We start from the raw sequence: 23154 nt of genomic DNA, 5'->3' as shown, positions 1-23154 counted from the left end.
CGTGCACGCCCTCGCCGCCGCGCCGCCGGCCCCCCTGGCGGCCCCGCTGCGCCGGGCCGCGCACCTGTCGCCGCTGCTCGCCGTGATCGCCCTGCTCGCCACTCCCCCGCTGGGCGGCGACGGCTCGGCGACCGCCGCCGACGCCGCGTGCGGGGTCCTCGTGGTGTGGACGCTGGTACGGGTCCTGCGCTCGGGCGCCCGGCCGCTGACCCGTACGGCCGCGATCGTCATGGGGCTCCCGGTGACCGGGATCTGCGTGGCCGCGATGGGCGCCGCCGACCCCGGCACCGCGATCGCCGGGCTCGGCCGCTACCTCCAGATCTTCGTGCTCGTGCCGCTCGCCGTGCTGCTCCTGCTGCGCGACCGCGACGACTTCCGCCTGGTGGCGGCGGCCGTGGTGGCGCTCGCCCTGTTCGAGGGCGGCGTCGGCGTCCAGCAGTACCTGACCTCGACCGGCGCCTCCTACATGGGCGAGGACATCCGGGCGGTCGGCACCTTCGGCGCCTCGGACATCATGGGCATGGCCACCGTCGTCTCCTGCGGGCTGCTCTGCGCGGTCGGCCTCGCCCTCGACCCCGCACCCGGGACGAGCCGCGCCCAGCGCCGGGCCGCGCTCGGCTGCGCGGCGCTGCTGCTCCTGCCGCTCGCCGTGTCGTTCAGCCGGGGCGCCTGGATCGCGACGGCGGTCGCGGCCTGCGCCCTGCTGCTGCTGTCCGGGGTGCGCCGGGCGCTGACCGTCCTCGCGGTCACCGCGGCGGCCGCCGTCGTCCTCGTCGGCGCGAGCGGGACCGGCACCCAGCTGCTCCAGGAGCGGCTCGCCAGCATCACCCAGGTCGAGAGCGCCCCCGACCAGTCCGTCACCGACCGGTACACGATGTGGGCGGCCGCCGAGCTGATGTGGCGTCAGACGCCCGTCGCCGGAGTCGGGTTGAAGGGCTTCCCGGACCACCGCGACGCCAACTCCTCGCTCGCCCTGTCCTCCGGCAGCGACACCGCGGGCGCGGGCGCCGCCTTCAAGCGCCAGCCGCTGCTCTCCCCGCACAACATGTACCTGCTCGTCCTCAGCGAGCAGGGCCTGCTCGGCGTGGTCACCCTCGTCGGCTGCTGGGCGGCGCTCCTGGTCCGCGGGGTGCGCAGACTGCGGGCCGCGCGCGGGCGGGGCACGCCGATGGACTGCGCGCTGGTCGCCGTCGGGCTGCTGGTGTGGCTGCTCGTCGACTTCTTCTACGGCGACATCGGCGGCCCCTCGACCGCCCTGACCGCGCTCGTCCTCGGCCTCGCCGCCTGGTGGGCGCTGGCCGCGCGAGGGGCGGTACGGCCGTGACGGAGACCGCCCGCCCGCTCCTGGCGACGCCCACCGCTCCCCCCGAACCCGGCCCGTCCGGGCGGCTGTTGGCGCGGGCCGCCCTGCTCACCGCCGTCCTCACCGTGGCCGGGGCCCTCCTCGGCCTGCTGCGCGACCAGGCCTTCGCGCACGTCTTCGGCGCCGACACCGACACCGACGCCTTCCTCGTCGCCTGGACGGTTCCGGAGGTCGCGGCCACCCTGCTCATCGAGGACGGGCTCGCCTTCGTCCTCGTACCGGCGTTCAGCCTCGCCCTGGCCGGGCGCGGCCGCCGCCCGGGCCCCGATCCGGTACGCGCCCTGGTGGCGGCCACCCTGCCCCGGCTCGTGCTCGCCCTGACCGCGGGCGCGGCCGCGCTGATCGTCGCGGCGCCCGCTGTGGTCGCGGTGCTCGCGCCCGGGCTGCCCCGCCCGGACCTGGCCGTCGACTGCACCCGGCTGACCGCGACCTGCGTGTTCACCTTCGGACTCACCGGATACTGCAGCGCCGCCCTGCGCGGGCACGGCCGCTTCCTCGCCCCCGCCTCGATCTACGTGGCGTACAACGTGGGCATCATCGCCCTGCTCCTGCTGTTCGGCGGCGCGTGGGGGGTGCGGGCCGCGGCGGCTGGGGTCGCGCTCGGCGGGGTACTCATGGTGCTCGTCCAACTCCCGGCGCTGTGGCGCAGTTGGCGCCGCCGGGAGCCCGCGGTCGTCCTGCCCGCCGCCCGCCGGCCCGCCCGGCCCACGGCGCAGGCGCTGCGGCTCGCGCTGGTCGCGCCGGTCGTGGTGTTCGCGCTCAGCCGCCAGAGCCAGGTCCTCGTCGAGCGGTTCCTGGCCGCGCCCCTGCCCGCCGGGGCCATCTCGCATCTGAACTACGCCCAGAAGGTGGCGCAGATGCCGATGGTGCTCTCCCTGATGCTGTGCACGGTCACCTTCCCCGTGATCGCGCGGGCGCTGGCCGCGGGCGACACCGAGCGGGCCAGGCGGCGGGTGGAGAGCGACCTGATCGTGGCGGGCACCATCGTGCTGCTCGGCGCCTCGGTGGTGGTGGCGGGCGCCCCGCGGATCATCGAAGTCCTGTTCCAGCGCGGCGCGTTCACCGTCCACGACACCGCGGCCACCGCGGCCGTCATGCGGGTGTACGCGCTCGGTCTGCTCGGCCAGACCCTGGTCGGGGTGCTGGCCCGCTCGTACTTCTCCGAGGCCCGGCCCCTGTGGTTCCCGGCGTGCGCCATGCTCGCCGGGCTCGCCGCGACCGCCGCCTCGGGGGCGCTGGCCGTACCGGTGTGGGGGGCGCCCGGCATCGCCGCCGCCAACGCGCTCGGCATCACACTGACCGCGCTGCTGCTCCTGTGGGGCAGCGGGCGCCGCAGCATGGCGCTGCCCAGCGGCTGGGTGTGCGGCCAGTTCGTCCGGCTCGTCGCGGCCGCGTGCGGCGCGACGGCCGTCTGCTGGTGGGGGGCATCGGCACTCTCAAATCCCGTACTCGCCTTGGTGGTCGGGGCCACCGCCGCGACGCTCGTCTTCGCGGTGATGGCGCGGCTGCTGCGGGTCCGGGAGTTCTGTCTGCTGTTCCGTCCCGTCACACGAAAGCTCTGGCATGCCCGTTGACACGGCAGTCGGCGACCCGAGGGGTCCACTGACTGGTTCGAGACCCCGACCCGCCGCACCGCTGTGGGTGGCCATGTACCACTCGGTGACCCACACCACGGAGGATCCGTACCACATCACCGTCTCCCCGCGCCGCTTCGAACGGCAGCTGCGCTGGCTGCGCAGACACGGCCTCAAGGGGGTGAGCATGGCCGAACTCATCCGGGCCCGCGCGACCGGCACCGCCCACGGCCTGGTCGGCCTCACCTTCGACGACGGCTACGCCGACTTCACCGCCGAGGCCCTCGCGCTGCTGCGCCGCTACGAGTGCACGGCCACGGTGTTCGTCCTGCCGGGACTGCTCGGCGCCACCAACGAGTGGGACCCGCTGGGCCCGCGCCGGCCGCTGCTCGACGAGCGCGGCATCCAGCAGGCCGCCACCTGGGGCATGGAGGTCGCCTCGCACGGCCTGCGCCACCTCGACCTGACGCACACGGACGAGGACACCCTGCGCCGCGAGGTGCGGGAGAGCCGGCAGCTCCTCCTCGACCTCACCGGGCACGACGTGACGGGCTTCTGCTACCCGTACGGCGCCGTCGACCTGCGGGCCGTCGACGCGGTCCGCGCGGCCGGCTACCAGTACGCCTGCGCCATCGATCCGGGCCCGCTCACCGGCCGCTACGCCCTGCCGCGCGTCCACGTCGGCGAACGCGACACCAGCTGGCGGCTGCACCTCAAACGCGGCCTGCACCGCTGGCGCCGCGAGACGCCCGCCGACCTCCCGGAGGGCTCGTGAAGGTCCTGCACGTCATCACCGGCCTCGGCGTGGGCGGCGCCGAGCAGCAACTGCGGCTGCTGCTGCGCCACCTGCCCTACCCGGCGGACGTGGTCACCCTCACCAACCCCGGCGCCGTGGCCCGCGCCATCGTGCGCGACGGCGGCCGGGTGCGGAACCTCGACATGGCGGGCAACCGCGACCTGTCGGCGCTGCCCCGCCTCACCCGGCTCATCGCCCGCGGCCGCTACGACGTCGTCCACACCCACCTCTACCGGGCCTGCCTGTACGGCCGGCTCGCCGCGCGGCTCGCCGGGGTGCGCACCATCGTCGCCACCGAGCACTCCCTGGGCGAGGCCCGCATGGAGGGCCGCCCGCTCGGCCCCGGCGTACGCGGCCTGTACCTGGCGAGCGAACGGCTCGGCACCACGACCGTCGCGGTCTCCCCCACCATCGCGCGCCGCCTCGCCCGCTGGGGCGTACCGGAGCGCCGCCTCCAGGTGGTGCCGAACGGGATCGACGCCGCCCAGTTCGCCTTCAGCGCCCGCGCCCGCGCCGCCGTACGCCGCCAACTCGGTCTGCACCCAGGGGCGTTCGTGATCGGCGCGGTCGGCAGGCTGGCGGCGGGCAAGCGGTTCCACGTCCTTCTCGACGCGCTCGCCGAACTCCCCGACGCCTGGCTGGTGTTCGCGGGCGGCGGCGAACAGGAGCAGCCACTGCGGGCCCGCGCGGAGCGGCTCGGGCTCGCCGAACGGGTCGTCTTCGCGGGCGAGTGCGTCCAGGACACCACCTCCCCCGCGGGCCACCGCCCCACCCTGGCCGGAATCCTGTCGGCGGTGGACTGCCTGGCCTCCCCCTCCGGCGAGGAGGCCTTCGGCCTGGCCGCCGTGGAGGGCCTCGCCGCCGGGCTCCCGGTGGCGTACGTGACCTGCCCGGCGATCGACGACCTGCCCGCCGCCTCGGCACCCGGCGCGCTGCGCACGGGCCGCACGGCCGCCTCGTTCGCCGAGGCGCTGGACGGCTTCCGCCGGGCGGGCGGCCCCCGGCTGCCCGTCCCCGACGCCGTGCGCCGCTACTGCGTCAGCGCGACCTCGACCCAGCTGGTCCGGGTGTACGAGGCGGCGGCGGCCCGCGCTCCGCTGCCCTGCCCCGCGCCCGCGCCGCTGCCGGACGCGAGGACGGCGCCCCCGGCCCCGCGGTCCACCCCGACGAACCTCCCGGCGAACCCCTCGGAGAAAGAAGAGTCCAGATGAGCAGAGTCTCCGGCCCGCGGCAGCGTCAGAGCACCCGCGGCCCGCTGCGCGCCCGGGCGCTGCCGCGCTGGTGGCCGCTGCCCGTGTGCGCGCTGCTCGGCGCGAGTGCGGGCGGCCTGTACGGCGTGGTGAAGACGCCCGAGTACAGCGCGACGAGCTATGTGGTGGTCACCCCGGCCGAGAAGGCCGACCCCTCGGTGGCCCTCGGCTTCGCGCAGGCCTACGGCCGGGTCGCGACCGAGGTCGCCGTCATCGGGGACGCCCAGGTGTGGGCGGGGGTGAGCGCAGCCACGCTGCGCGGCAGCGTGCAGACCGCGACCTCCCCGGACGCGCCGATGATCGCGATCACCGCGACCTCGCCCCGGGCGGCGGACGCCGCGGGCATGGCCAACGCGGTGGCCCGGGCCCTCACCCTGAACGGCAGGCACACCCAGGCCGACACCGGCGTGCGCGTGGTGCAGTTCTCGCGCGCGGCCAAACCCCTGGCCCCCTCGTCGCCGTCGGCCTCGCTGACCACCCTGGTGGGCGGCTGCGCGGGCGGGCTGCTCGGCGGCCTCGCCCTCCTGGCCCGGCCGCGCCGGCGCCACGAGCCGGAGCCCGGGATCACCGCGGCGGTGCCGGGCCCGGCCGGTGCCTCCCCGGTGCCGCAGGAGGTCGCCCCGTGACCGGCCTGCGCGTGGAGGTCTGCACCGACGACCTGCGCTTCGCGGACCTCGCCCCCGCCTGGCACCGCCTGCACCGCAATTGCGGCACGGCGACCCCGTTCCAGAGCCACGCGTGGCTGCACTCGTGGTGGCTCTCGTACGGAGTGCGGGGACGGCTGCGGGTCCATGTGGTGCACAAGGACGGCGAGTTGATCGGCGCGGCCCCGCTGATGCGGGTGCTGCGCCCGCTTCCGGCGCTGGTCCCGCTGGGCGGAACCATCTCGGACTACGCGGACGTACTCCTGGACGACACCTGTGCCGAGGAGGCCGCCCGTGCCCTCACGGAGGCCCTGATGGGCTCGGCGCGCGGCGCCCTGATCGACCTGGGCGAGGTGCGCCCGGGCGCAGGCGCCGAACTCCTGCACGCCAACTGGCCGTCGGTGAAGCGGCAGTTGAGCGACTCGAGGTGCCTTGAGCTGCCCGCCGCGGACATGGACACGCTGCTCTCCCGGCTGCCCTCGAACCGGGCCCAGCGGGCGCGCGCCAAACTCCGGAAGATCGACGCGCTGGGCATCGAGCAGCGCGACGTGCCGCCCGAGGAGGTGCCCGGCGCGCTGCGGACGCTGCTCGAACTGCACGGGCTCCAGTGGCAGGGCCGGGGGGTGACGCGCGAGCACCTGCGGCCCCGGTTCGAGGAGCATCTGGCGCGCGCGGTGGGTGAGATGACGCGGCAGGGGGACGCGGTGGTCACCGAGTTCCGCCTCGACGGCGAGGTCGTCGCGGCCGATCTGACCCTGCTCTCCCCGGCGCTCGCGGGCGGCTACCTGTACGGGGCGCACCCGGGGCTGCGCGGCCGCAAGGTCGACGTGGCCACGATGCTGCTCCGCGCCTGCGCCCAGCGCGTCGACGGCAGCGGGCGGGCCGCGCTGAGCATGCTGCGCGGCAACGAGCCGTACAAGCAGCACTGGCGGCCGGAGGTGCGGTTCAACCAGCGCTTCCTGCTGGCCCGGCGGCGCACGCTGCCGCTGCTGTGGGCCGCCGGGCTGCACGCGGAGCTGCGCCGCCGGGCGGGCGCGGCGCTGCGGGCGTGGAGACAGTGGCGGGACGGAAGGCGCCGCCGTCCCGCCACTGAGCCGTCAGGACCGGTGTGAGTACCAGTCGAGGCGGAGGCAGAGCTTGCCCCCGATCCAGTGCTCGACCCAGGGGCCGAGGTCGATCGGCGAGCAGTTCGGGGGCGGCGTCGGAGTGACGGGCGCGGCCGGTTTCGTGCCCGGACCCGTGCTGGGACCCGTGCTCGGCTGCGGGCTCACCGGCGCCGACGGCTGGGGGCTCACCGGCACGGACGGCTGCGGGGTGGGCTCGGTGCGTCCGTACAGGAGCGAACGGTAGACCTGTGAGGCCTGGGGGTTGTCGGTGCACTCCCACACGCCGTGCGGGCAGTAGTCGGTGATGGTGTTGTAGACCGGCTTGTGCGCGTCCATCCAGGCCAGCATGCGCCGCATGTATTCCGGATTGTCGCCGTTGCGGAAGAGCCCCCATTCCGGAAAGGAGATCGGCTTTCCGTGCGCGGCGGCGAAGTCGGCGTGCTGCTGGAGTCCGTACGGCTCCTTGACCTGCCGGTCGAAATCCTCGCCGGGGGGCTGGTCGTAGGAGTCCATTCCGATGATGTCGACGACGTCGTCGCCCGGATAGCACTCGGTCCACGGCACCGCGTCGCGCCCGCGGCTCGGCGCGAAGTCGAACCGGAATTTCTGCCCCGGCACCGAACGCATGGCGGTGACCGCGTTCTTCCAATACTTCTTCCACGCCGCCGGGTCCGGGCCGCAGCGGTGGGTGTACGTGGTGCCGTTCATCTCCCAGCCGAGCACGATCACCGTGTCCGGGATCTTGAGGTCCACGAGCCGCTCGGCCAGCTTCTTGAAGTGGTCGTCGTAGTCGCCCGCGGCCCCGTTCGCCAGCAGTCGGCGCACCCGGGCGTCGGGAATCCCGGCCTCGTTGAGGGCCTGCATCGGGACGTTGAGGACGAGGGTGCGGTCGGCGCGCTCGCGGCGCCAGGTGGCCCAGGAGTCGAGGAACCCCGCCCTGCCCTCGATGTCGGACCAGGTGTTCCCCGGCAGATAGGTGTGACCGACCCGGATGTCGGCCCCGCCGAGCCATTTCTCCAGGGCCGCGATCCGCTTCACACCGAGCGGGCCGGAATCCAGAAAGGCCCCGAAATTCGCGACCGAGGGGTGGGCGGGAGGCGGGTCGTTGCCCGCCCCGGATTGCTGGACGTTCACACCGGGTGCCAGTGCCAGACTGCAAAGGGCGCCCACCGCCAGAATGCTCGTGGTGAAGGCCGCCGCTCGACGACGTCGCAGACGCATGTGCGCTCCCTTGTTTCTGAGAACCTCCCCGGAGTCCCGGTTGGAAAATATTCTTATTGCGCCGATAGGGAAGATAAGCAGCCCACGCCGTAAGCCCCTCGAACGGGGGAACACCTCGATTCCGCCATCTGAGGGCCCATCAGAATCCGTACCGGATGCGCGAGGGCACGCCGAAGGGCCCGGCTCCGGATGGGAGCCGAGCCCTTCGACGTACGGTTCAACAGGCGTCGCCCGGACGCCCAACTCGCTTACTCAGCACGGCAGTCAACACTCCTGCCATGCTCCCGGCGCGGGCCTCGACCCCCACTCCGAGCCCTCGGCCGTCACTTGCCGCGGATGGGAGTCCTGGCGGGTGCCACGGGGTCAGACGCGGGCCATCACCCTGCCGCGCCGGTAGAGGACGCCCCCGCCGAGCACGAGAGCGACGGCTCCGCCCGCGGCCGCGAGGAGCGCGGGGTCGGACCCGGTGGCGGCGAGCTGCGGAACGGCGGGAGCGTGCGCCCTGGCCGGCGGAGCCACGACCCGAGGAGCGCGCGGTGCCGAGGGGGCGTGGTGCACGAGGGGTGCGTGGTGCACGGGCGGGGCGTGGTGAACCGGGGGCGCCTGGTGCACGGGCGGGGCCTCATGCACCGGAGGTGCCTGGTGCACGGGCGGGGCCTCATGCACCGGAGGTGCCTGGTGCACAGGCGGGGCCTCATGCACCGGAGGTGCCTGGTGCACAGGCGGAGCAGCGGGCAGCTGCGGAACCGCCCTAACGGGAGCGTGGTGCACGGGTGGTGCGTGGTGGATGGGGGGTGCCTGGTGGACCGGCGGGGCGTGGTGCACAGGCGGGGCCTCATGCACCGGCGGCGCGTGATGCACGGGCGGGGCGTGGCGGGTCGGGGGTGCGTGGTGGACCGGCGGGGCGTGGCGCGTGTGCGGGGTCTCGGTCGACCCGGTCGCGCAGTGGTTGCCCATGGCCGGATTGAGCAGGCCGATGATGTTCACCGTGTTCCCGCACGCCTGCACGGGCACGTCGACCGGCGCCGCCACGGAGTTCCCCGACAGGACGCCCGGGGAGTCGCTCGTCACGGACCGCGCCTCGCTCGCGGCGGCCCGCTCGTGCCGGGGCCGGTACGCCTCGGCGTACTCCTCCTCGTACGAACGCCCGTACCCGGAGCCGTAGCCCTCCTCCTCGGAGCCGTAGCCGCCCGCGTCCTCGCCCGCCTCGTCGGCCCGCCGCTCCGCGCGCTCGTCGGAGCGCTCCTCGCGGGACGGTGAGAGCGTCTCGCAGTGGTTGCCGAAGGAGGGGTTGAGCGCTCCGACCGGGTCCACGCTGTTGCCGCACGCCTGGACCGGGACATCCACCGGCGCCGAAATCGTGTTCCCCGACAGAAGGCCCGGCGAGCCCATGGTCTCGGCATCGGTGCCGGCCGCCTGAGCGTAGGTGCCGCTCATCGAAAGAACGCTCGTGGCTGCCACGGCGGTGAACAGGGTCTTGCTGATGACCTGTCGCAATGGGCTGTCTTCCGTGTCGTGGGGGGGGGAGAGAAATTGGGGGAAGAACCGACTTTGGGGCGTGCGATGCGCACGCCCCAAAATCAGAGTGGAGAGTCTGGCTCTACGTCACTTGTTGACGCAGACGTTGCCGAACGCCGGGTTCAGCAGGCCGATGACGTCGATGGTGTTGCCGCAGACGTTGATCGGAACGTGGACCGGGATCTGCAGCAGGTTGCCGGACAGGACACCCGGGCTGCCGACGGCGGCGCCGTCGGCGTTGGCGTCGGCGAACGCCGGGGCGGCACCACCAGCGGCGATGACCAGACCGGCCAGAACCGTCGCAGCCTTCATGTACTTCACGTGGATTTCCTTCCCTCAGTCAAAAAGTCGCGCAACCAGTCGTTGCTCACGGCGCGTTGCCAGAGCTTTCGCCCAAGGAGCCGCTGACGACTTGGTAACGATTTATTCCGGCAAAAGAAACCGAGGCGGAACCGCGCCGCCGCTTTCCTCACCCAAATGGCAGGAGGAACGGCTGTTCGCGCCACGCCTCTTCAACTCGGCCGTCCTGCGATGCGCGCCCAAACAACTCGGGCCGTCGCGGCCCGAAAAGGACTGCGGCGGCCCGAGCGGCGGCAAGGACTCAGCTGCCGGCGGCGCCGTTGCCGGAGAGGACCGGGATGTCGTCCAGGATGTGCGACAGCGCCTCGTCGCGCTTGGCCTGGGTGGAGTTCTCGGTGCACTGCTGGGTCTGCGGCGAGGACAGGATCGGGATGTCCTGGACGCCGACGTTCACCAGGGCGACGAGGGACTGCACGTCCGCCTTGAGCGGGAGGCCGATGCACGGCTTGTTCAGGGAACCCTGGACCAGCGACAGCTGCGGGCTCATGTCACCGTCGGTCTTCGAGTTGCCGAAGGCCTGCTTCGCGCCGTTGCCGCTGAGCGACGTCGTACCGGAGTCGTTGCCGATGGCCATGGCCTGGGGGGCCAGCATGGCGGAGGCGCCGACAATCGAAACGGCGGCAGCGGACGCGGCCATAACCTTCTTGAGCATGTTCTTCCCTTTTCTTGGTGGAGAGCACGTGCAGTACCGCGCCCATATCCACTGCGCCGTACTACTGCACGGTCAACTTCACCGAACCGGTTTGGTTCCGCCACATCACCCGAACGGTTCTCAAAAAGAAGGCCCGACACTGCACCGGAAACGCCCCGTCGGATCTCCATATAATCCCAACCCGCAGAGACGCGGAGAACTTGTTCGGCCCTATTTTCGTACGGCCGAAAGAGTGAAGGGAAGAAACCGATCCGCCGTGCGGACGGTTGGTCAGGAGGCTCCGTCTGGGGCATCCACCAGAAAGGGACAAGCGTGATCAAGAAGGCTATGGCGGCAGCAGCCGTCGGCGTGTCCGCCGTTGGTGCCTCCGCGGCTATGGCGCCGCAGGCGATGGCGATCGGCAACGACAGCGGCACCACCTCGGTCAGCGGCAACCACGCGATGCAGGCGTACGGCAACTCGGCCACGTACGGCAACATGAGCCCGCAGATCGGCCTGATCCAGGGCTCGTTCAACAAGCCCTGCATCGCCCTCCCGGCCAAGGCCAACCTGCAATCCCTCGTCGGCCTGGTGAACGTCGGTGTCCAGGACATCCCGATCCTGTCCTCGCCGCAGACCCAGCAGTGCACCGAGAACTCCACTCAGGCCAAGGGCGACGAGGCGCTGTCGCACATCCTGAGCAACATTCCGGTCCTCTCCGGCAACGGCGCCGCGCACAGTTGAGTTCTGCGATTTCAGGACGTCCGGGCCGCTGTCAATCCCTTCGGTGGCCCGACGCCCTGAGGTCCTCGGCCGGATCGCCAGCGCTCTCCGACGATCCGGCTTTTTCGCGCCCGGCACCTCACGGGGCGACGTCGCGGCCCTTCAGTCCGGCCAATGGAAACCGTTGACAAGCGCATTCCATTCCCAGTCGGGCCGGCCCGGGACCGTACGCCTTTCCGCGGCCCAGGAACGCACCAGGTCCGCGTAGACGGGTTCGGCCGCCGCCCGGCTCTCGAATCGTCGACGATTGATCGGGATGAATGCCTCCCTGTGCCAGGCGCCCTGCGTTTCAGTCATGTCCTCACCATCGGTCCGTGGTCACTGCCTCATTACCACGGACGGGCGGAGCCAATTCCGCAATGCCCTGTCCGGGGGACACGGCGCAACCAAAAGAAGTTCTCACCGTTCTCTTCACAGATCCCCATCAATGGGTCAGACCAACAGGAGTAGACATGAAGAAGTTGTGGTCGGCCGCAGCCGTCGCCGCAGCCGTTTCCGGTGTCGCGATGATGGCCGCGCCGCAGGCGATGGCCGTCGGCAATGACAGCGGTACGACGTCGCTCAGCGGCAACGACGCCAAGCAGGCCTTCGGCAACTCGAAGACCGACGGCGACATGAGCCCCCAGATGACCCTGGTCCAGGGCTCCCTGAACAAGCTGTGTGTCGGCCTCCCGGCCAAGGCAGACGTGCAGTCCATCCTCGCCCTGGTGAACGTCGGCGTTCAGGACATCCCGGTCCTGTCCTCGCCGCAGACTCAGCAGTGCACCGAGAACTCCACCCAGGCCAAGCGCGACGAGGCGCTGTCGCACATCGTGGACGACATCCCGGTGCTCTCCGGCAACGGCGCCGTCGGCAGCTGAAAATGACCGGCGACGGCCGGCCCGGGTCACCCGGGCCGGCCGTTTTCGTCATCCCGGCCCGGGTGGCGCGCTCAGCGCAGCGCCTCGTCGAGGAGCACCGCCCACTGCGCCACCACCCGGTCCCGCCGGGCCGCGTCGTCGGTGAGCAGGTTGGCCAGGCCCAGGCCGCGCGCCATGTCGAGGAAGCCCTGCACCGTCTCCCGTACGCCGGGCACGGACTCGTCGGCCGCCAGCAGTTCCACCGCGATGCGGTGCGATTCGCGGCCCACCCTCGCCTCCAGCTCGGTGACCCGCGCGTGCAGCTGGGGCTCGTTGGCGGCGGCGACCCACAGGTGCAGCGCGGCCCGGAACAGCGGGCCCGTGTAGAGGCCGACGAGGGCGGCCACGACTTGGCGGCGGTCGGTGCGGTCCAGCGCCCGCAGGGCGGAGGACCGCTGTTCGGCGACGTACTCGACGGCCGCCGTGAACAGGTCCTCGCGGGTGGGGAAGTGGTGCTGGGCCGCGCCCCGCGAGACCCCGGCCCGCTCGGCGACCACCGACACCGTCGAGCCCGCCCAGCCGTGCTCGGCCAGGCAGGCCACGGCGGCTTCCAGGAGGCGCTGCCGGGTGGCCCGGCTGCGGTCCTGCTTCGGGGTCTTCGGTGGGGTCACAACACCCATGCGGGGTCCCGTCGTTCGAGGAAGGCCGTCACTCCCTCCCGCGCCTCGGCGGAGGCGAAGAGGGACGCCGAGCGGGCGGTCAGTTCCTTGGACCAGCGGTCGAAGGTCTCCGCCACGGTAGCCGTGACCAGAGCCTTCGATGCGGCCAGGCCCTGCGGTGAGGACCTGCGCAGCCCGTCGAGGACCGGGGCGAGGGCCTCGTCCACGTCGTCGGCGGCGAGCGTGACGAGCCCGGTGCGGGCCGCCTCCGCCGCGTCGAACCGCTCACCGGTGAGGTAGTAGCGGCTCGCGGCGCGCGGGTCCATGCGGGGCAGCACCGGCATGGAGATCACGGCCGGGGCGAGGCCGAGCCGAGCCTCGGTGAACGCGTACGAGGAGCCGGGGCCCGCGACCGCGATGTCGCAGGCCGCCAGCAGCCCGAGCCCGCCCGCGCGGACGTGGCCGGTGACCCGGGCCACCACCGGCTTCGGGAGCTCCACCACGGCGCGCATCAGGGCCACGAAGGCCGCCGGGTCCGGCGGCGCCTTCAGATCGGCGCCCGCGCAGAAGGTGGTGCCGGTGTGCGTGAGCAGGACGGCCCGTGCGTCCGGGTCCCTCGCGCAGCGCGCGAGCTCGGCGCCCAGCCCGGCGACCAGGTCCGCGGACAGCGCGTTGCGGTTGGCGGGCGAGTCGAGCGCGAGGGTGGTGATGCCCCGGTCGTGGGCGGCCCGGACGAGTGTCATGCGCGGGCCCTCTTCTCTCGGTTCACGTCTGGTCCTTCTCTCGTCGGCGCAGTTCGCGCCGCAGGATCTTGCCGGACGCGGCCCGGGGCACGCTCTCGACGAACTCGACCCGGCGGACCTTCTTGTACGGGGCGACGCGTTCGGCGACGTACGCCATCACCTCGTCCGCGCTCAGGTCCGGCGCGAGCGGCTGGCGTACGACGTAGGCCTTGGGCACCTCGTTGCCGTCCGCGTCGTAGACGCCGATGACGGCCGCGTCCGCGACGGCGGGGTGGGTGAGCAGGAGGGCCTCCAGATCGGCGGGGGCCACCTGGAAGCCCTTGTACTTGATGAGTTCCTTGACCCGGTCGACGACGTACAGCCAGCCGTCGTCGTCGACGCGGCCCACGTCGCCGGTGTGCACCCAGCCGTCCGCGTCGATCAGGGCGGCGGTGGCGTCGGGTCGGCCCAGGTAGCCCTTCATGACCTGGGGGCCGCGGATGGCGACCTCGCCCTCCTCGCCGGGTCCGGCGTCGCGGGCCGGGTCGTCCAGGCGCAGGATGCGCATCTCGGTGGACGGCAGCAGCTTGCCGACCGCGCCGGGCGGCGGGTTCGGGGCGGACAGCGGGACGGTGTGGGTGCCGGGGGACAGCTCGGTCATGCCGTACGCCTGGCGCACCGGCGGCAGCCCGAGCCGCGCCGAGCAGGCCGCCGCCAGGCGGGCGTCGAGCGGGGCCGCCGCGCTCACGACGTACTCCAGGGACGACAGGTCGTACCGGGCGACGGCCGGGTGCTTCGCCAGGGCGAGCACGATGGGCGGCGCCACGTACAGGCCGGTGATGCGGTGCCTCTCGATCGTGCCGAGGAACTGGTCGAGGTCGAAGCGCGGCAACACGACGACCGTGGCGCCGCAGCGCAACGGCGCGTTCAAGAGGGCGGTCATGCCGTAGATGTGGAAGAAGGGGAGCACCGCGAGGATGCGTTCGCCGGGCACCATCGGGACCAGCGGGTGCAGCTGGGCCAGGTTGGTGGCGATGCTGCGGTGGGTGAGCATGACGCCCTTGGGGACGCCGGTGGTGCCCGAGGAGTACGGCAGGACGGCCACGTCCTCGGCCGGGTCGATGGGGACGTGCCGCTCGGGGGCGTCCACGGTGAGCAGGTCGTGGACGACCGAGCGGTGCCCCTCGGCCCGGTCGCAGACGAGGATCTCCTCGATGCCGCCGACGAGTTCGGCGGCCCGGCGGGCGACGGGCAGGAGCGCGGACACCGTGACGATCCAGCGCGCCGAGGAGTCCGCCAGCTGCCGGGCGAACTCCTCGGCCGTGCACAGCGGATGGACGGTGGTGACGGCCGCGCCCGCCCGGCTGGCCGCGTACAGCACGACCGGGTAGAGCACCGAGTTGGGGCTGTGCAGGGCGAGCACGTCGCCCTTGCGCACCCCGGCGGCCGACAGCGCTGCCGCCAACATCCGGTACCTGACGTCCAGTTGTCCGTACGTGAGCTCGCCCGTGCCGCTCGGTGAGGTGCCGTCGATGAGGGCGACGGCGTCGGGGTGGGTGGCGGTCGAGCGGGCGAGGACCGCCTCGTGGATGGGCTCGTCGACGAGGGGTACGTCGGCGTACTCGCTGCGGAAGATACGGGAGTCCATGGGGTCTCCTGCTACGTCTCGACGGGCTGGTGGACGGCGCCCCGAGGGGCGCGCGGGGAGTCGCGCGACCGGGCACGGGCGGGCCCGCGGCCGCATCGCACCGCGGCCGCGGAACGCCGGGTACGTCTAGTACGACTTCGGGAGGCCCAGGGACTGGTGTGACACGTAGTTGAGGATCATCTCGCGGCTGACCGGCGCGATCCGGGCCACGCGGGCCGCCGTGATCAGCGAGGCGAGGCCGTACTCGCGGGTCAGGCCGTTGCCGCCGAGGGTGTGGACGGCCTGGTCGACGGCCCTGACGCAGGCCTCGGCGGCGGCGTACTTGGCCATGTTCGCGGCCTCGCCCGCCCCGGTGTCGTCGCCCGCGTCGTACAGCGCGGCCGCCTTCTGCATCATCAGACGGGCCAGTTCGAGCTCGATGTGGGCCTGGGCGAGCGGGTGGGCGATGGCCTGGTGGCCGCCGATGGGGAGCTTCCACACCTGGCGGGTGGTCGCGTAGTCGACGGCCCGGGCGAGCGCGTAGCGTCCCATGCCGATCGCGAACGCGGCCGTCATGATCCGCTCGGGGTTGAGCCCGGCGAAGAGCTGGAGCAGCCCCGCGTCCTCGTCGCCGACCAGCGCGTCGGCGGGCAGCCGCACCTCGTCGAGGACGAGCTCGAACTGCTTCTCCGCCGCCTGGAGTTCCATGTCGATCTGCGAGCGCCCGAAGCCCGGAGTGTCGCGCGGCACGATGAAGAGGCAGGGCTTGAGGGATCCGGTGCGGCCCGTCTTCTCATCGGACACGGTCTCGGTGCGGCCGACGATGAGGGTGGCGTCGGCTATGTCGACGCCGGAGATGAAGACCTTGCGGCCGGTGAGGATCCAGTCGTCCCCGTCGCGCCGGGCGGTGGTGGTGATGCGGTGCGAGTTGGACCCGGCGTCGGGCTCGGTGATGCCGAAGGCCATGGTGATCGACCCGTCGGCGAGCCCCGGCAGCCAGGCGCGCTGCTGCGCCTCGGTGCCGAAGCGGGCGATGACCGTGCCGCAGATGGCGGGCGAGACCACCATCATCAGGAGCGGGCAGCCCGCGGCCCCCAACTCCTCCAGAACGATGGACAGTTCGGCCATTCCGCCGCCCCCGCCGCCGTGCCGCTCGGGCAGGTTGACGCCGAGGTAGCCGAGCTTGGCCGCCTCCGACCACAGGGCCGCGCGGTCGAACCCGCGGCCGTGCCGGGCGCCCAGTGCGGCGACGGCGGCGCGCAGATCCTTGTTCTCCTGGCTCTCGATGACTCCGGTCATGCTGCTCGGGCCTCCTGAACGGATACGGAACGACGACTGCGGAACGGCTACGGGACGACGACGGCGAGCAGGGCGCCGACCTCGACCTGGCGACCCGGGGCCGCGTGGAGCGCGGTGAGGGTGCCGTCGGAGGGGGCCAGGACGCGGTGCTCCATCTTCATGGCCTCCAGCCACAGCAGCGGCTGCCCGGCGCTGACGCGGCACCCCTCCTCGATCCCGTCGGCGACGCGCACGACCACGCCGGGCATGGGGGCGAGCAGGGATCCGGGCGCGACCAGGTCGCCGGGGTCGGTGAAGCGGGGGTGCGCGGTGAAGGCGTGGGACCCGGCCGAGGTGTCGACGTACACCCGGTCGCCGTGCCGCCGGACGCCGAACTCCCTTACCACGCCCTCGATTTCGAGGCGTACGCGGCCGGGCTCGGCCGCCTCCAGCCGGACCTCGGGGTGGTCGTCGGCTTCGAGGCCGTCGCGGGTGAGCCGGTAGCGGACCTCGTGCTCGCCGTACCGCTTCACCTGCGGCTGCGAGGGTACGTTGCGCCAGCCGCCGCCGAACCGGCCGGCCCGGGAGGCGGCGTCGGCGAGGGCCGCGGCGAGGGCGGCGTACCGGGCGCCGGGAGCGGGCGCGGTGAGCTCGACGAGGTTGCGGTCGTAGAAGGCGGTGTCGAGGCGCGGCAGGGCGGCCCGCGCGGCGCCGGGTGCCTCGGGGCTCTGGTGGCCTTCGGTGAAGTCGGGGTGCCGCAGGGAGCGTACGAGCAGGTCGCGGTTGGTGGCCGGGCCGTGGACGCGGGCGCGTTCGAGGGCGCGGGCGAGGGTGCGGGCGGCCTCCGCGCGGGTCGGGGCGTGGGCCACGGCCTTGGCGAGCAGGGGGTCGTAGTGGACGCCCACGGTGTCGCCGCCCGCGTACCCGGTGTCCAACCGCACTCCGTCGACGGCGAGTTCATGGATGACGCCGGTCTGCGGGGCCCAGTCGTGGGCCGGGTCCTCGGCGTACAGGCGGGCCTCGATGGCGTGACCCCGGGGTTCGGGCGGGGTCGGTGGCAGCGCCTCGCCCTCGGCGACGCGGAGCTGGAGGGCGACGAGATCGATGCCGAACACGGCCTCGGTGACGGGGTGTTCGACCTGGAGGCGGGTGTTCATCTCCAGGAAGTGGGCCTTCGCTCCGGCGACCAGGAACTCGACGGTGCCCGCACCCCGGTAGTCGGTGGCCCGCGCGGCCCGTGCGGCGAGGGTGTACAGCTCGGCGGTGGTCTCGGGGTCGAGGCCGGGGGCCGGGGCCTCCTCGACGACCTTCTGGTGGCGGCGCTGGAGCGAGCAGTCGCGGGTGCCCAGGACCCAGACCGTGCCGTGGGCGTCGGCGAGGATCTGCACCTCGACATGGCGTCCGCCCTCGATGTACGGCTCGACGAACACGTCGCCGTCCCCGAAGGCGCTGAGCGCCTCGGCACACGCCGCCGTCAACTGGCTGTCCATATCTGTCAGTTGCCGAACAATACGCATACCCCGTCCGCCGCCGCCCGCCGTGGCCTTGATGAGCAGGGGGAGATCGGCCTCGGTGACATCCGCCAGGTCGAGGGGTGGCAGACCCATGAGTTCCTTGGCCCGGGTCTTGGAGGCCATGGCCTCGATGGCCCCGGCGGGCGGGCCGATCCAGGTGAGCCCGGCGTCGGTGACGGCCCGCGCGAAGCCGGCGTTCTCGGACAGGAAGCCGTATCCCGGGTGCACGGCGTCGGCGCCCGCCGCGAGGGCCGCCTTCACGATGAGGTCACCGCGCAGATAGGTGTCGGCGGGCGCCGAGCCCGGCAGCCGTACGGCGGCGTCGGCCTCGCGTACGTGCAGGGCGCCCGCATCGGGGTCGGAGAACACCGCGACCGTGGAGATGCCCAGCTCACGGCAGGTGCGGAAGACGCGGCAGGCTATCTCGCCCCGGTTGGCGACAAGTACGGACTGGATCATGGCCCTCACATCCGGAAGATGCCGAAGCCGCCGCGGGCGCCTTCGACGGGAGCGGTGTGGATCGCCGACAGGCAGAGCCCGAGGACGGTGCGGGTGTCGCGGGGGTCGATGACCCCGTCGTCGTACAGCCGCCCGGACAGGAACATCGGCAGCGACTCGGCCTCGATCTGCTGCTCCACCATCGCGCGCAGCGCGGCGTCGGCGTCCTCGTCGTACGGCTGCCCCTTGGCCTCGGCGGAGGCGCGGGCCACGATCGACAGCACGCCCGCGAGCTGCTGCGGGCCCATGACGGCGGACTTGGCGCTCGGCCAGGCGAACAGGAAGCGGGGGTCGTAGGCGCGGCCGCACATGCCGTAGTGACCGGCTCCGTAAGAGGCGCCGAGCAGGACGGAGAGGTGCGGCACGCGGGAGTTGGACACCGCGTTGATCATCATCGCGCCGTGCTTGATGATGCCGCCCTGCTCGTACTCCTTGCCGACCATGTAACCGGTGGTGTTGTGCAGGAAGAGGAGCGGGATGTCGCGCTGGTTGGCCAGCTGGATGAACTGCGCGGCCTTCTGCGACTCGGCGGAGAAGAGCACGCCCTGGGCGTTGGCGAGGATGCCGATCGGGTAGCCGTGCAGCTCGGCCCACCCTGTGACCAGGCTAGGCCCGTAGAGCGCCTTGAACTCGTCGAACTCCGACCCGTCCACGATCCGGGCGATGACCTCGCGCGGGTCGAACGGGGTCTTCAGGTCCTCCGGAACGATGCCGAGCAGCTCGTCCTCGGCGTACTTGGGCGGCTCGGCGAGCCGTACCGGGTCCGGGTGCGCCTTGCGGTGGTTGAGGCGGGCGACGATGCGGCGGGCCTGGCGTATCGCGTCCTGCTCGTCGACGGCGAAGTGGTCGGCGAGGCCGGATGTGCGGGCATGCATCTCGGCCCCGCCGAGCGACTCGTCGTCACTCTCCTCGCCGGTGGCCATCTTGACGAGGGGCGGCCCCCCGAGGAACACCTTGGAACGCTCGCTGATCATCACGGTGTGGTCCGACATGCCGGGGACGTACGCGCCGCCGGCGGTCGAGTTGCCGAACACCACGGCGATGGTCGGGATGCCCGCCGCCGACAGCCGGGTGATGTCCCGGAAGATCGCGCCGCCCGGGATGAAGATCTCCTTCTGCGAGGGCAGGTCGGCGCCGCCGGACTCCACGAGGCTGATGCAGGGGAGGCGGTTGGTGTACGCGATCTCGTTGGCGCGCAGGGCCTTCTTGAGCGTCCAGGGGTTGGAGGCGCCGCCGCGGACGGTGGGGTCGTTGGCGGTGATCAGGCACTCGACGCCCTCGACGGTGCCGATGCCGGTGACCATCGAGGCGCCCACGGGGTAGTCGCTGCCCCAGGCCGCGAGGGGGGACAGCTCCAGGAAGGGGGTGTCCGGGTCGAGCAGCAGCTCGATGCGCTCGCGGGGCAGTAGCTTGCCGCGCCTTCGGTGCCGGTCGGTGTACTTCTGCCCGCCCCCGGCGAGGGCCTTGGCGTGCTCCCCCTCCAGCTCCGCGAGCTTGGCCCGCATGGCGGCGGCGGCCTGACGGAATTCGGGGGTGGTGGGGTTGAGGGTGCTGGGGAGGGTGGGCATGGGGCTCCTTGGGTGAGGGTGGGATGTGGGTGGGGCGGGGTCGGGTGGGTGCGGGTCGCCTGCGGAGGGCTGGATCCCCCACCCCGCCCCTCCCCGAGACCCTCCGGGGGAGAGGACTCGACCGCGGACCGTGCGTAGCTGCTCGCGCAGTTCCCCGCGCCCCCGGGGGGTTGGTGCTGGCAGCCCCTCGGCCCACCCGGAGGAGACACCTCGACCGCGGACCGTGCGTAGCTGCTCGCGCAGTTCCTCGCGCCCCCTGGGGGTTGGTGCTGGCAGCCGCGCGGACCTCCCGGGGGAGGCGGCTCGACCGCGGACCGTGCGTGGCTGGTCGCGCAGTTCCCCGCGCCCCTGTAGGGGGCCCAGCATGGGCATCCTCAGTCCGTCATGGGGGTCCCCCCTGGCCCTTAAGGCCTTGGGGGAGATTGAGGACGAGCGCCGTTCAGGCGCGAACGGGGTCTGGGGCGGAGCCCCAGGAGTCCCCCTCAGCCCTTCACACCCCCGGAGGGTCTCGGGGAGGGGCGGGGTGGGGGGAAAAGCTCAGCCCAGCAGACCCACCGGCACCGCCACCTCCCGACTCCGCAACCACTCCCCCACCCCCTTCCCCTGCGGGTCGAACCGCGCCTGAGACGCGACCCCCTCCCCCAACAACCCCTCCACCACGAAGTTCACCGCCCACAGATTCGGCAGAAGATGACGAGTGACGTTCAACCCCTCAACCTCAGGCAGCAGTTGACGGAATTGGTCGACTGTCAACGCATGGGCCAACCACCCCCACCCCGCCTCCGAGGACACCCAGACCCCCACGTTCACATCCCCACCCTTGTCCCCACTCCGCGCCCCCGCCACCGCACCCAGCGGCACTCGCCGAGTCGGCTCCGCCGGGTCGAAGGGCGGGAGGGGCGGCTCCGGGACAGCCGTCAGGGGCGCCGTCCGGACGGGCGGGGGGATCAGCTCCCGTACGCCGTCCGCGTGGACCGCCAGATGCTCCACCGACCCCGCGTCCGCGTACACCGCCGAGAACACCCCGTACGGCGCCCCCTTCCCCGGCGGAGCCGTGACGTGGAAGCCGGGGTAGCTGCCGAGGGCGAGTTCGATGGCCGCGCCGCTCACGACCCGGCCGACCGCGTCCGGGTCGGCGTCGCGGACGACGAGCCGCAGCAGCGCGCTCGCCCCCTCCTCGGTGGGCGCGTCCGCCCGATCGGTGCGCGACAACTCCCAACTGACGTGCTGGGGACGTGACTTGGCACGCGCGAAGGCGTCCTCGACCTGCTCCCGCACCAGCGCCGCCTTCGCCTCGATGTCGAGTCCGGTCAGGACGAACACGACCTCGTTGCGCCAGCCGCCGATACTGCTGACCCCCACCTTGAGAGTCGGCGGCGGTGCCTCGCCGCGCACCCCGCTGACGCGCACCCGGTCGGGCCCCTCCTGGTCGAGCCGTACGGTGTCGAGCCGCGCGGTGACGTCGGGCCCGGCGTACCGGGCGCCCCCGGTCTCGTACAGGAGCTGCGCGGTGACCGTGCCGGTGTCGACGAAGCCTCCGGTGCCGGGGTGCTTGGTGATGACGCAGGTGCCGTCGGCGTGCAGTTCGGCGAGCGGGAATCCGGGCCGGGTGAGGTCGCGGCCCGCGAAGAAGGGGTAGTTCCCGCCGGTCGCCTGGGTGCCGCACTCCAGAATGTGCCCGGCGACCACCGCGCCCGCGAGCGCGTCGTACTCCTCGGGGCCCCAGCCGAACCACCACGCGGCCGGTCCTGTGACCAGGGCCGCGTCCGTGACCCGCCCGGTGACGACGATCTCCGCGCCGCCGCGCAGGCACGCCGCGATCCCGCCGCCGCCGAGGTAGGCGTTGGCGGTGAGCGCGCCCTCGGGCAGCGGCAGCCCGTCGCCCTCCACATGGGCGACCCGCACCGGAACGCCCACCCGCTCGCTCAACTCCCGTACGGCGTCGGCGAGTCCGGACGGGTTGAGCCCGCCCGCGTTGGTGACGATGCGCACCCCGCGCTCGCGCGCGATCCCGATGCACTCCTCCAGCTGGCGCAGGAACGTCTTGGCGTACCCGAGCCGTGGGTCGCGCAGCCGGTCGCGGCCGAGGATCAGCAGGGTGAGCTCGGCGAGGTAGTCGCCGGTCAGCACGTCGAGGGGGCCGCCGGTCAGCATCTCCCGCATCGCGTCGAAGCGGTCGCCGTAGAACCCGGAGGCGTTGCCGATGCGCAGTATGGGCCCGTCCTGGTTCATCGGGCGTCCCGGGGAGCGCGGCCGGGGCCCGCCGGGCCCGCGAAGGCCTGGGCGATGTCGAGCCAGCGGTCGGCGTCGGGGCCCTCGGCGCGTACGGCGGTGTCGTCGCGGTGCAGCCGCTGGGTGACCAGCAGACAGAAGTCCAACGCGGGCCCGGTGACGCGCTGTTGGGCGTCTTCGGGGCCGTACGTCCAGACGTCCGCGCCGTCCGGCGCGGTCAGCTCGACCCGGAACTCCTCGGCCGGAGGCGTCAATCCCCGTACGGAGAAGGCGTAGTCGCGGGCGCGGATGCCGATGCGGGCGACGTGGCGGAGCCGGTCGGTCGGCCTGCGGGTGCGGCCGAGGGCGTCGAACACGTCCTGGCCGTGCGCCCAGGTCTCCATGAGCCGGCCGGTGGCCATGGACGCGGTGGACATGGGCGGCCCGTACCAGGGGAACCGCGCCCCGGCGGGCGCCGCCCGCAACGCCTCCTGAAGCTGTACGCGGCCGTCCCGCCACCAGGCGAGCAGCTCGGCGGGCGGAAGCAGGGCCCCCGCCTCGGCCCCGTCGTCCACGAAGCGGTCCGGCGCGGCGACGGCCTTCTCGACCTCGGCCGCGAAGGCGTCGGGGTCGGTCACGGCGAGCAGCGCGGCGGTGTCGGTCCAGGCGAGGTGGGCGACCTGGTGCGCGATGGTCCAACCGGGCGCGGCGGTGGCCGTGCCCCACTGGACCGGGCTCAACTCACCAATCAGGACGTCGAGTTCACCCCCTTCGTCCCGCAGGTCGTCAAGGACGGCGAGAACGGCGTCGGCTGGACCGACCGGTTCGGACACGGTGCGCTCCCCTCCGGGACAGCGGGCGTGCCCCGGAGCATGGCACCCCACCCAGAAACAAGCAAGCGTGCTTGCATTTATTTTGGGGCTTGGTTCCGCCCGGCCCGGAGAGACGCCGCAGCGGGCCCCGGGAGGGAGCCGCCGACCCGCCGACTCGGG

At 72.9% G+C, this 23154-nt stretch carries 21 protein-coding genes; 8 read left to right on the top strand and 13 right to left on the bottom strand.

Features of this window, described 5'->3' with window-relative positions; translation table 11 throughout:
• The first annotated feature begins 1 nt into the window (after window position 1).
• From DT019_RS28535 to DT019_RS28510, 6 genes are read left to right on the top strand one after another with little or no spacing between them, the layout of a single operon-like run.
• Window positions 2-1324 carry an O-antigen ligase family protein gene (locus DT019_RS28535; protein ID WP_114039804.1) on the top strand — a complete coding sequence of 441 codons (1323 nt, stop codon included), beginning with the start codon at window positions 2-4 and terminating at the stop codon, window positions 1322-1324.
• Window positions 1321-2937, top strand: a complete 1617-nt coding sequence (murJ, locus tag DT019_RS28530) for a murein biosynthesis integral membrane protein MurJ (RefSeq protein ID WP_411292744.1) — start codon at window positions 1321-1323, stop codon at window positions 2935-2937. Before DT019_RS28535 ends, murJ begins: the two co-directional genes overlap by 4 nt.
• Entirely contained in the window at window positions 2927-3712 is a 786-nt protein-coding gene (locus tag DT019_RS28525) for a polysaccharide deacetylase family protein (protein ID WP_114039803.1), read from the top strand. The genes murJ and DT019_RS28525 overlap by 11 nt, the downstream gene beginning before the upstream one ends.
• A complete protein-coding gene (locus tag DT019_RS28520; protein ID WP_114039802.1) occupies window positions 3709-4944 on the top strand; it encodes a glycosyltransferase in 1236 nt (411 codons plus the stop codon). The genes DT019_RS28525 and DT019_RS28520 overlap by 4 nt, the downstream gene beginning before the upstream one ends.
• Window positions 4941-5609, top strand: a complete 669-nt coding sequence (locus tag DT019_RS28515; protein WP_189390003.1) for a lipopolysaccharide biosynthesis protein — start codon at window positions 4941-4943, stop codon at window positions 5607-5609. The genes DT019_RS28520 and DT019_RS28515 overlap by 4 nt, the downstream gene beginning before the upstream one ends.
• Complete coding sequence (locus DT019_RS28510; RefSeq protein WP_114039801.1) at window positions 5606-6739, top strand: GNAT family N-acetyltransferase; 1134 nt, start codon at window positions 5606-5608, stop codon at window positions 6737-6739. Before DT019_RS28515 ends, DT019_RS28510 begins: the two co-directional genes overlap by 4 nt.
• Here the strand turns inward: DT019_RS28510 and DT019_RS28505 are convergent.
• The 4 genes from DT019_RS28505 to DT019_RS28490 all read right to left on the bottom strand — a co-directional run bounded on the left by DT019_RS28505 (window position 6725) and on the right by DT019_RS28490 (window position 10484).
• Window positions 6725-7954, bottom strand: a complete 1230-nt coding sequence (locus DT019_RS28505; protein ID WP_114039800.1) for a glycosyl hydrolase — start codon at window positions 7952-7954, stop codon at window positions 6725-6727. The two genes, DT019_RS28510 and DT019_RS28505, sit on opposite strands and share 15 nt — an antisense overlap.
• Before the next feature lie 363 nt (window positions 7955-8317).
• Window positions 8318-9391: a chaplin gene (locus DT019_RS40950; protein WP_147267359.1), complete on the bottom strand. Its 1074-nt coding sequence runs from the start codon at window positions 9389-9391 to the stop codon at window positions 8318-8320.
• A 168-nt stretch (window positions 9392-9559) separates the two neighbouring features.
• Complete coding sequence (locus tag DT019_RS28495; RefSeq protein ID WP_114039837.1) at window positions 9560-9784, bottom strand: chaplin; 225 nt, start codon at window positions 9782-9784, stop codon at window positions 9560-9562.
• Window positions 9785-10073: 289 nt separating this feature from the next.
• On the bottom strand, window positions 10074-10484 hold the full coding sequence (locus DT019_RS28490; protein ID WP_114039798.1) for a rodlin: 411 nt from the start codon (window positions 10482-10484) through the stop codon (window positions 10074-10076).
• Between the two features lie 312 nt (window positions 10485-10796).
• Between DT019_RS28490 and DT019_RS28485 the strand changes: the two genes are divergently transcribed.
• Window positions 10797-11207 carry a rodlin gene (locus DT019_RS28485; RefSeq protein ID WP_114039797.1) on the top strand — a complete coding sequence of 137 codons (411 nt, stop codon included), beginning with the start codon at window positions 10797-10799 and terminating at the stop codon, window positions 11205-11207.
• A 141-nt stretch (window positions 11208-11348) separates the two neighbouring features.
• Here DT019_RS28485 and DT019_RS39200 read toward each other — a convergent pair whose 3' ends face one another.
• The gene (locus tag DT019_RS39200; RefSeq protein ID WP_147267358.1) at window positions 11349-11543 is read right to left on the bottom strand and encodes a hypothetical protein; all 195 of its coding nucleotides are present in this window, start codon (window positions 11541-11543) and stop codon (window positions 11349-11351) included.
• A gap of 155 nt (window positions 11544-11698) precedes the next feature.
• Between DT019_RS39200 and DT019_RS28480 the strand changes: the two genes are divergently transcribed.
• On the top strand, window positions 11699-12106 hold the full coding sequence (locus DT019_RS28480) for a rodlin (RefSeq protein ID WP_114039796.1): 408 nt from the start codon (window positions 11699-11701) through the stop codon (window positions 12104-12106).
• A gap of 71 nt (window positions 12107-12177) precedes the next feature.
• Here the strand turns inward: DT019_RS28480 and DT019_RS28475 are convergent, their stop codons facing one another.
• The 8 genes from DT019_RS28475 to DT019_RS28440 form a co-directional block, all read right to left on the bottom strand.
• A complete protein-coding gene (locus DT019_RS28475; RefSeq protein ID WP_114039795.1) occupies window positions 12178-12765 on the bottom strand; it encodes a TetR/AcrR family transcriptional regulator in 588 nt (195 codons plus the stop codon).
• Window positions 12753-13487 carry an enoyl-CoA hydratase family protein gene (locus tag DT019_RS28470; protein ID WP_114039794.1) on the bottom strand — a complete coding sequence of 245 codons (735 nt, stop codon included), beginning with the start codon at window positions 13485-13487 and terminating at the stop codon, window positions 12753-12755. Before DT019_RS28470 ends, DT019_RS28475 begins: the two co-directional genes overlap by 13 nt.
• Window positions 13488-13509: 22 nt before the next feature.
• Window positions 13510-15114, bottom strand: coding sequence for a 4-coumarate--CoA ligase family protein (locus tag DT019_RS28465; RefSeq protein WP_114039793.1), 1605 nt, complete (start codon window positions 15112-15114; stop codon window positions 13510-13512).
• A 126-nt stretch (window positions 15115-15240) separates the two neighbouring features.
• The gene (locus DT019_RS28460; protein WP_114039792.1) at window positions 15241-16392 is read right to left on the bottom strand and encodes an acyl-CoA dehydrogenase family protein; all 1152 of its coding nucleotides are present in this window, start codon (window positions 16390-16392) and stop codon (window positions 15241-15243) included.
• A 47-nt stretch (window positions 16393-16439) separates the two neighbouring features.
• Window positions 16440-18344 carry a biotin carboxylase N-terminal domain-containing protein gene (locus DT019_RS28455; protein WP_114039791.1) on the bottom strand — a complete coding sequence of 635 codons (1905 nt, stop codon included), beginning with the start codon at window positions 18342-18344 and terminating at the stop codon, window positions 16440-16442.
• A 5-nt stretch (window positions 18345-18349) separates the two neighbouring features.
• The gene (locus DT019_RS28450) at window positions 18350-19951 is read right to left on the bottom strand and encodes an acyl-CoA carboxylase subunit beta (RefSeq protein ID WP_114039790.1); all 1602 of its coding nucleotides are present in this window, start codon (window positions 19949-19951) and stop codon (window positions 18350-18352) included.
• A 537-nt stretch (window positions 19952-20488) separates the two neighbouring features.
• The gene (locus tag DT019_RS28445) at window positions 20489-22183 is read right to left on the bottom strand and encodes an acyclic terpene utilization AtuA family protein (protein WP_114039789.1); all 1695 of its coding nucleotides are present in this window, start codon (window positions 22181-22183) and stop codon (window positions 20489-20491) included.
• On the bottom strand, window positions 22180-22995 hold the full coding sequence (locus DT019_RS28440) for a TIGR03084 family metal-binding protein (protein ID WP_114039788.1): 816 nt from the start codon (window positions 22993-22995) through the stop codon (window positions 22180-22182). The genes DT019_RS28445 and DT019_RS28440 overlap by 4 nt, the downstream gene beginning before the upstream one ends.
• Window positions 22996-23154 lie beyond the last annotated feature (159 nt).

It is taken from the genome of Streptomyces sp. SDr-06 (genome assembly GCF_003324565.1).
Classification (GTDB): Bacteria; Actinomycetota; Actinomycetes; order Streptomycetales; family Streptomycetaceae; genus Streptomyces.
Note: the sequence above shows the minus strand (reverse complement) of the source record. Positions and strands in the feature narration are given on the sequence as shown.

Coding starts and splice junctions, on each gene's coding strand:
- DT019_RS28525 (WP_114039803.1), top strand. CDS start 2,927: ATGCCCGTTGACACGGCAGTCGGCGACCCGAGGGGTCCACTGACTGGT.
- DT019_RS28515 (WP_189390003.1), top strand. CDS start 4,941: ATGAGCAGAGTCTCCGGCCCGCGGCAGCGTCAGAGCACCCGCGGCCCG.
- DT019_RS28505 (WP_114039800.1), bottom strand. CDS start 7,954: ATGCGTCTGCGACGTCGTCGAGCGGCGGCCTTCACCACGAGCATTCTG.
- DT019_RS40950 (WP_147267359.1), bottom strand. CDS start 9,391: ATGAGCGGCACCTACGCTCAGGCGGCCGGCACCGATGCCGAGACCATG.
- DT019_RS28495 (WP_114039837.1), bottom strand. CDS start 9,784: ATGAAGGCTGCGACGGTTCTGGCCGGTCTGGTCATCGCCGCTGGTGGT.
- DT019_RS28490 (WP_114039798.1), bottom strand. CDS start 10,484: ATGCTCAAGAAGGTTATGGCCGCGTCCGCTGCCGCCGTTTCGATTGTC.
- DT019_RS39200 (WP_147267358.1), bottom strand. CDS start 11,543: ATGACTGAAACGCAGGGCGCCTGGCACAGGGAGGCATTCATCCCGATC.
- DT019_RS28480 (WP_114039796.1), top strand. CDS start 11,699: ATGAAGAAGTTGTGGTCGGCCGCAGCCGTCGCCGCAGCCGTTTCCGGT.
- DT019_RS28475 (WP_114039795.1), bottom strand. CDS start 12,765: ATGGGTGTTGTGACCCCACCGAAGACCCCGAAGCAGGACCGCAGCCGG.
- DT019_RS28470 (WP_114039794.1), bottom strand. CDS start 13,487: ATGACACTCGTCCGGGCCGCCCACGACCGGGGCATCACCACCCTCGCG.
- DT019_RS28465 (WP_114039793.1), bottom strand. CDS start 15,114: ATGGACTCCCGTATCTTCCGCAGCGAGTACGCCGACGTACCCCTCGTC.
- DT019_RS28460 (WP_114039792.1), bottom strand. CDS start 16,392: ATGACCGGAGTCATCGAGAGCCAGGAGAACAAGGATCTGCGCGCCGCC.
- DT019_RS28455 (WP_114039791.1), bottom strand. CDS start 18,344: ATGATCCAGTCCGTACTTGTCGCCAACCGGGGCGAGATAGCCTGCCGC.
- DT019_RS28450 (WP_114039790.1), bottom strand. CDS start 19,951: ATGCCCACCCTCCCCAGCACCCTCAACCCCACCACCCCCGAATTCCGT.
- DT019_RS28445 (WP_114039789.1), bottom strand. CDS start 22,183: ATGAACCAGGACGGGCCCATACTGCGCATCGGCAACGCCTCCGGGTTC.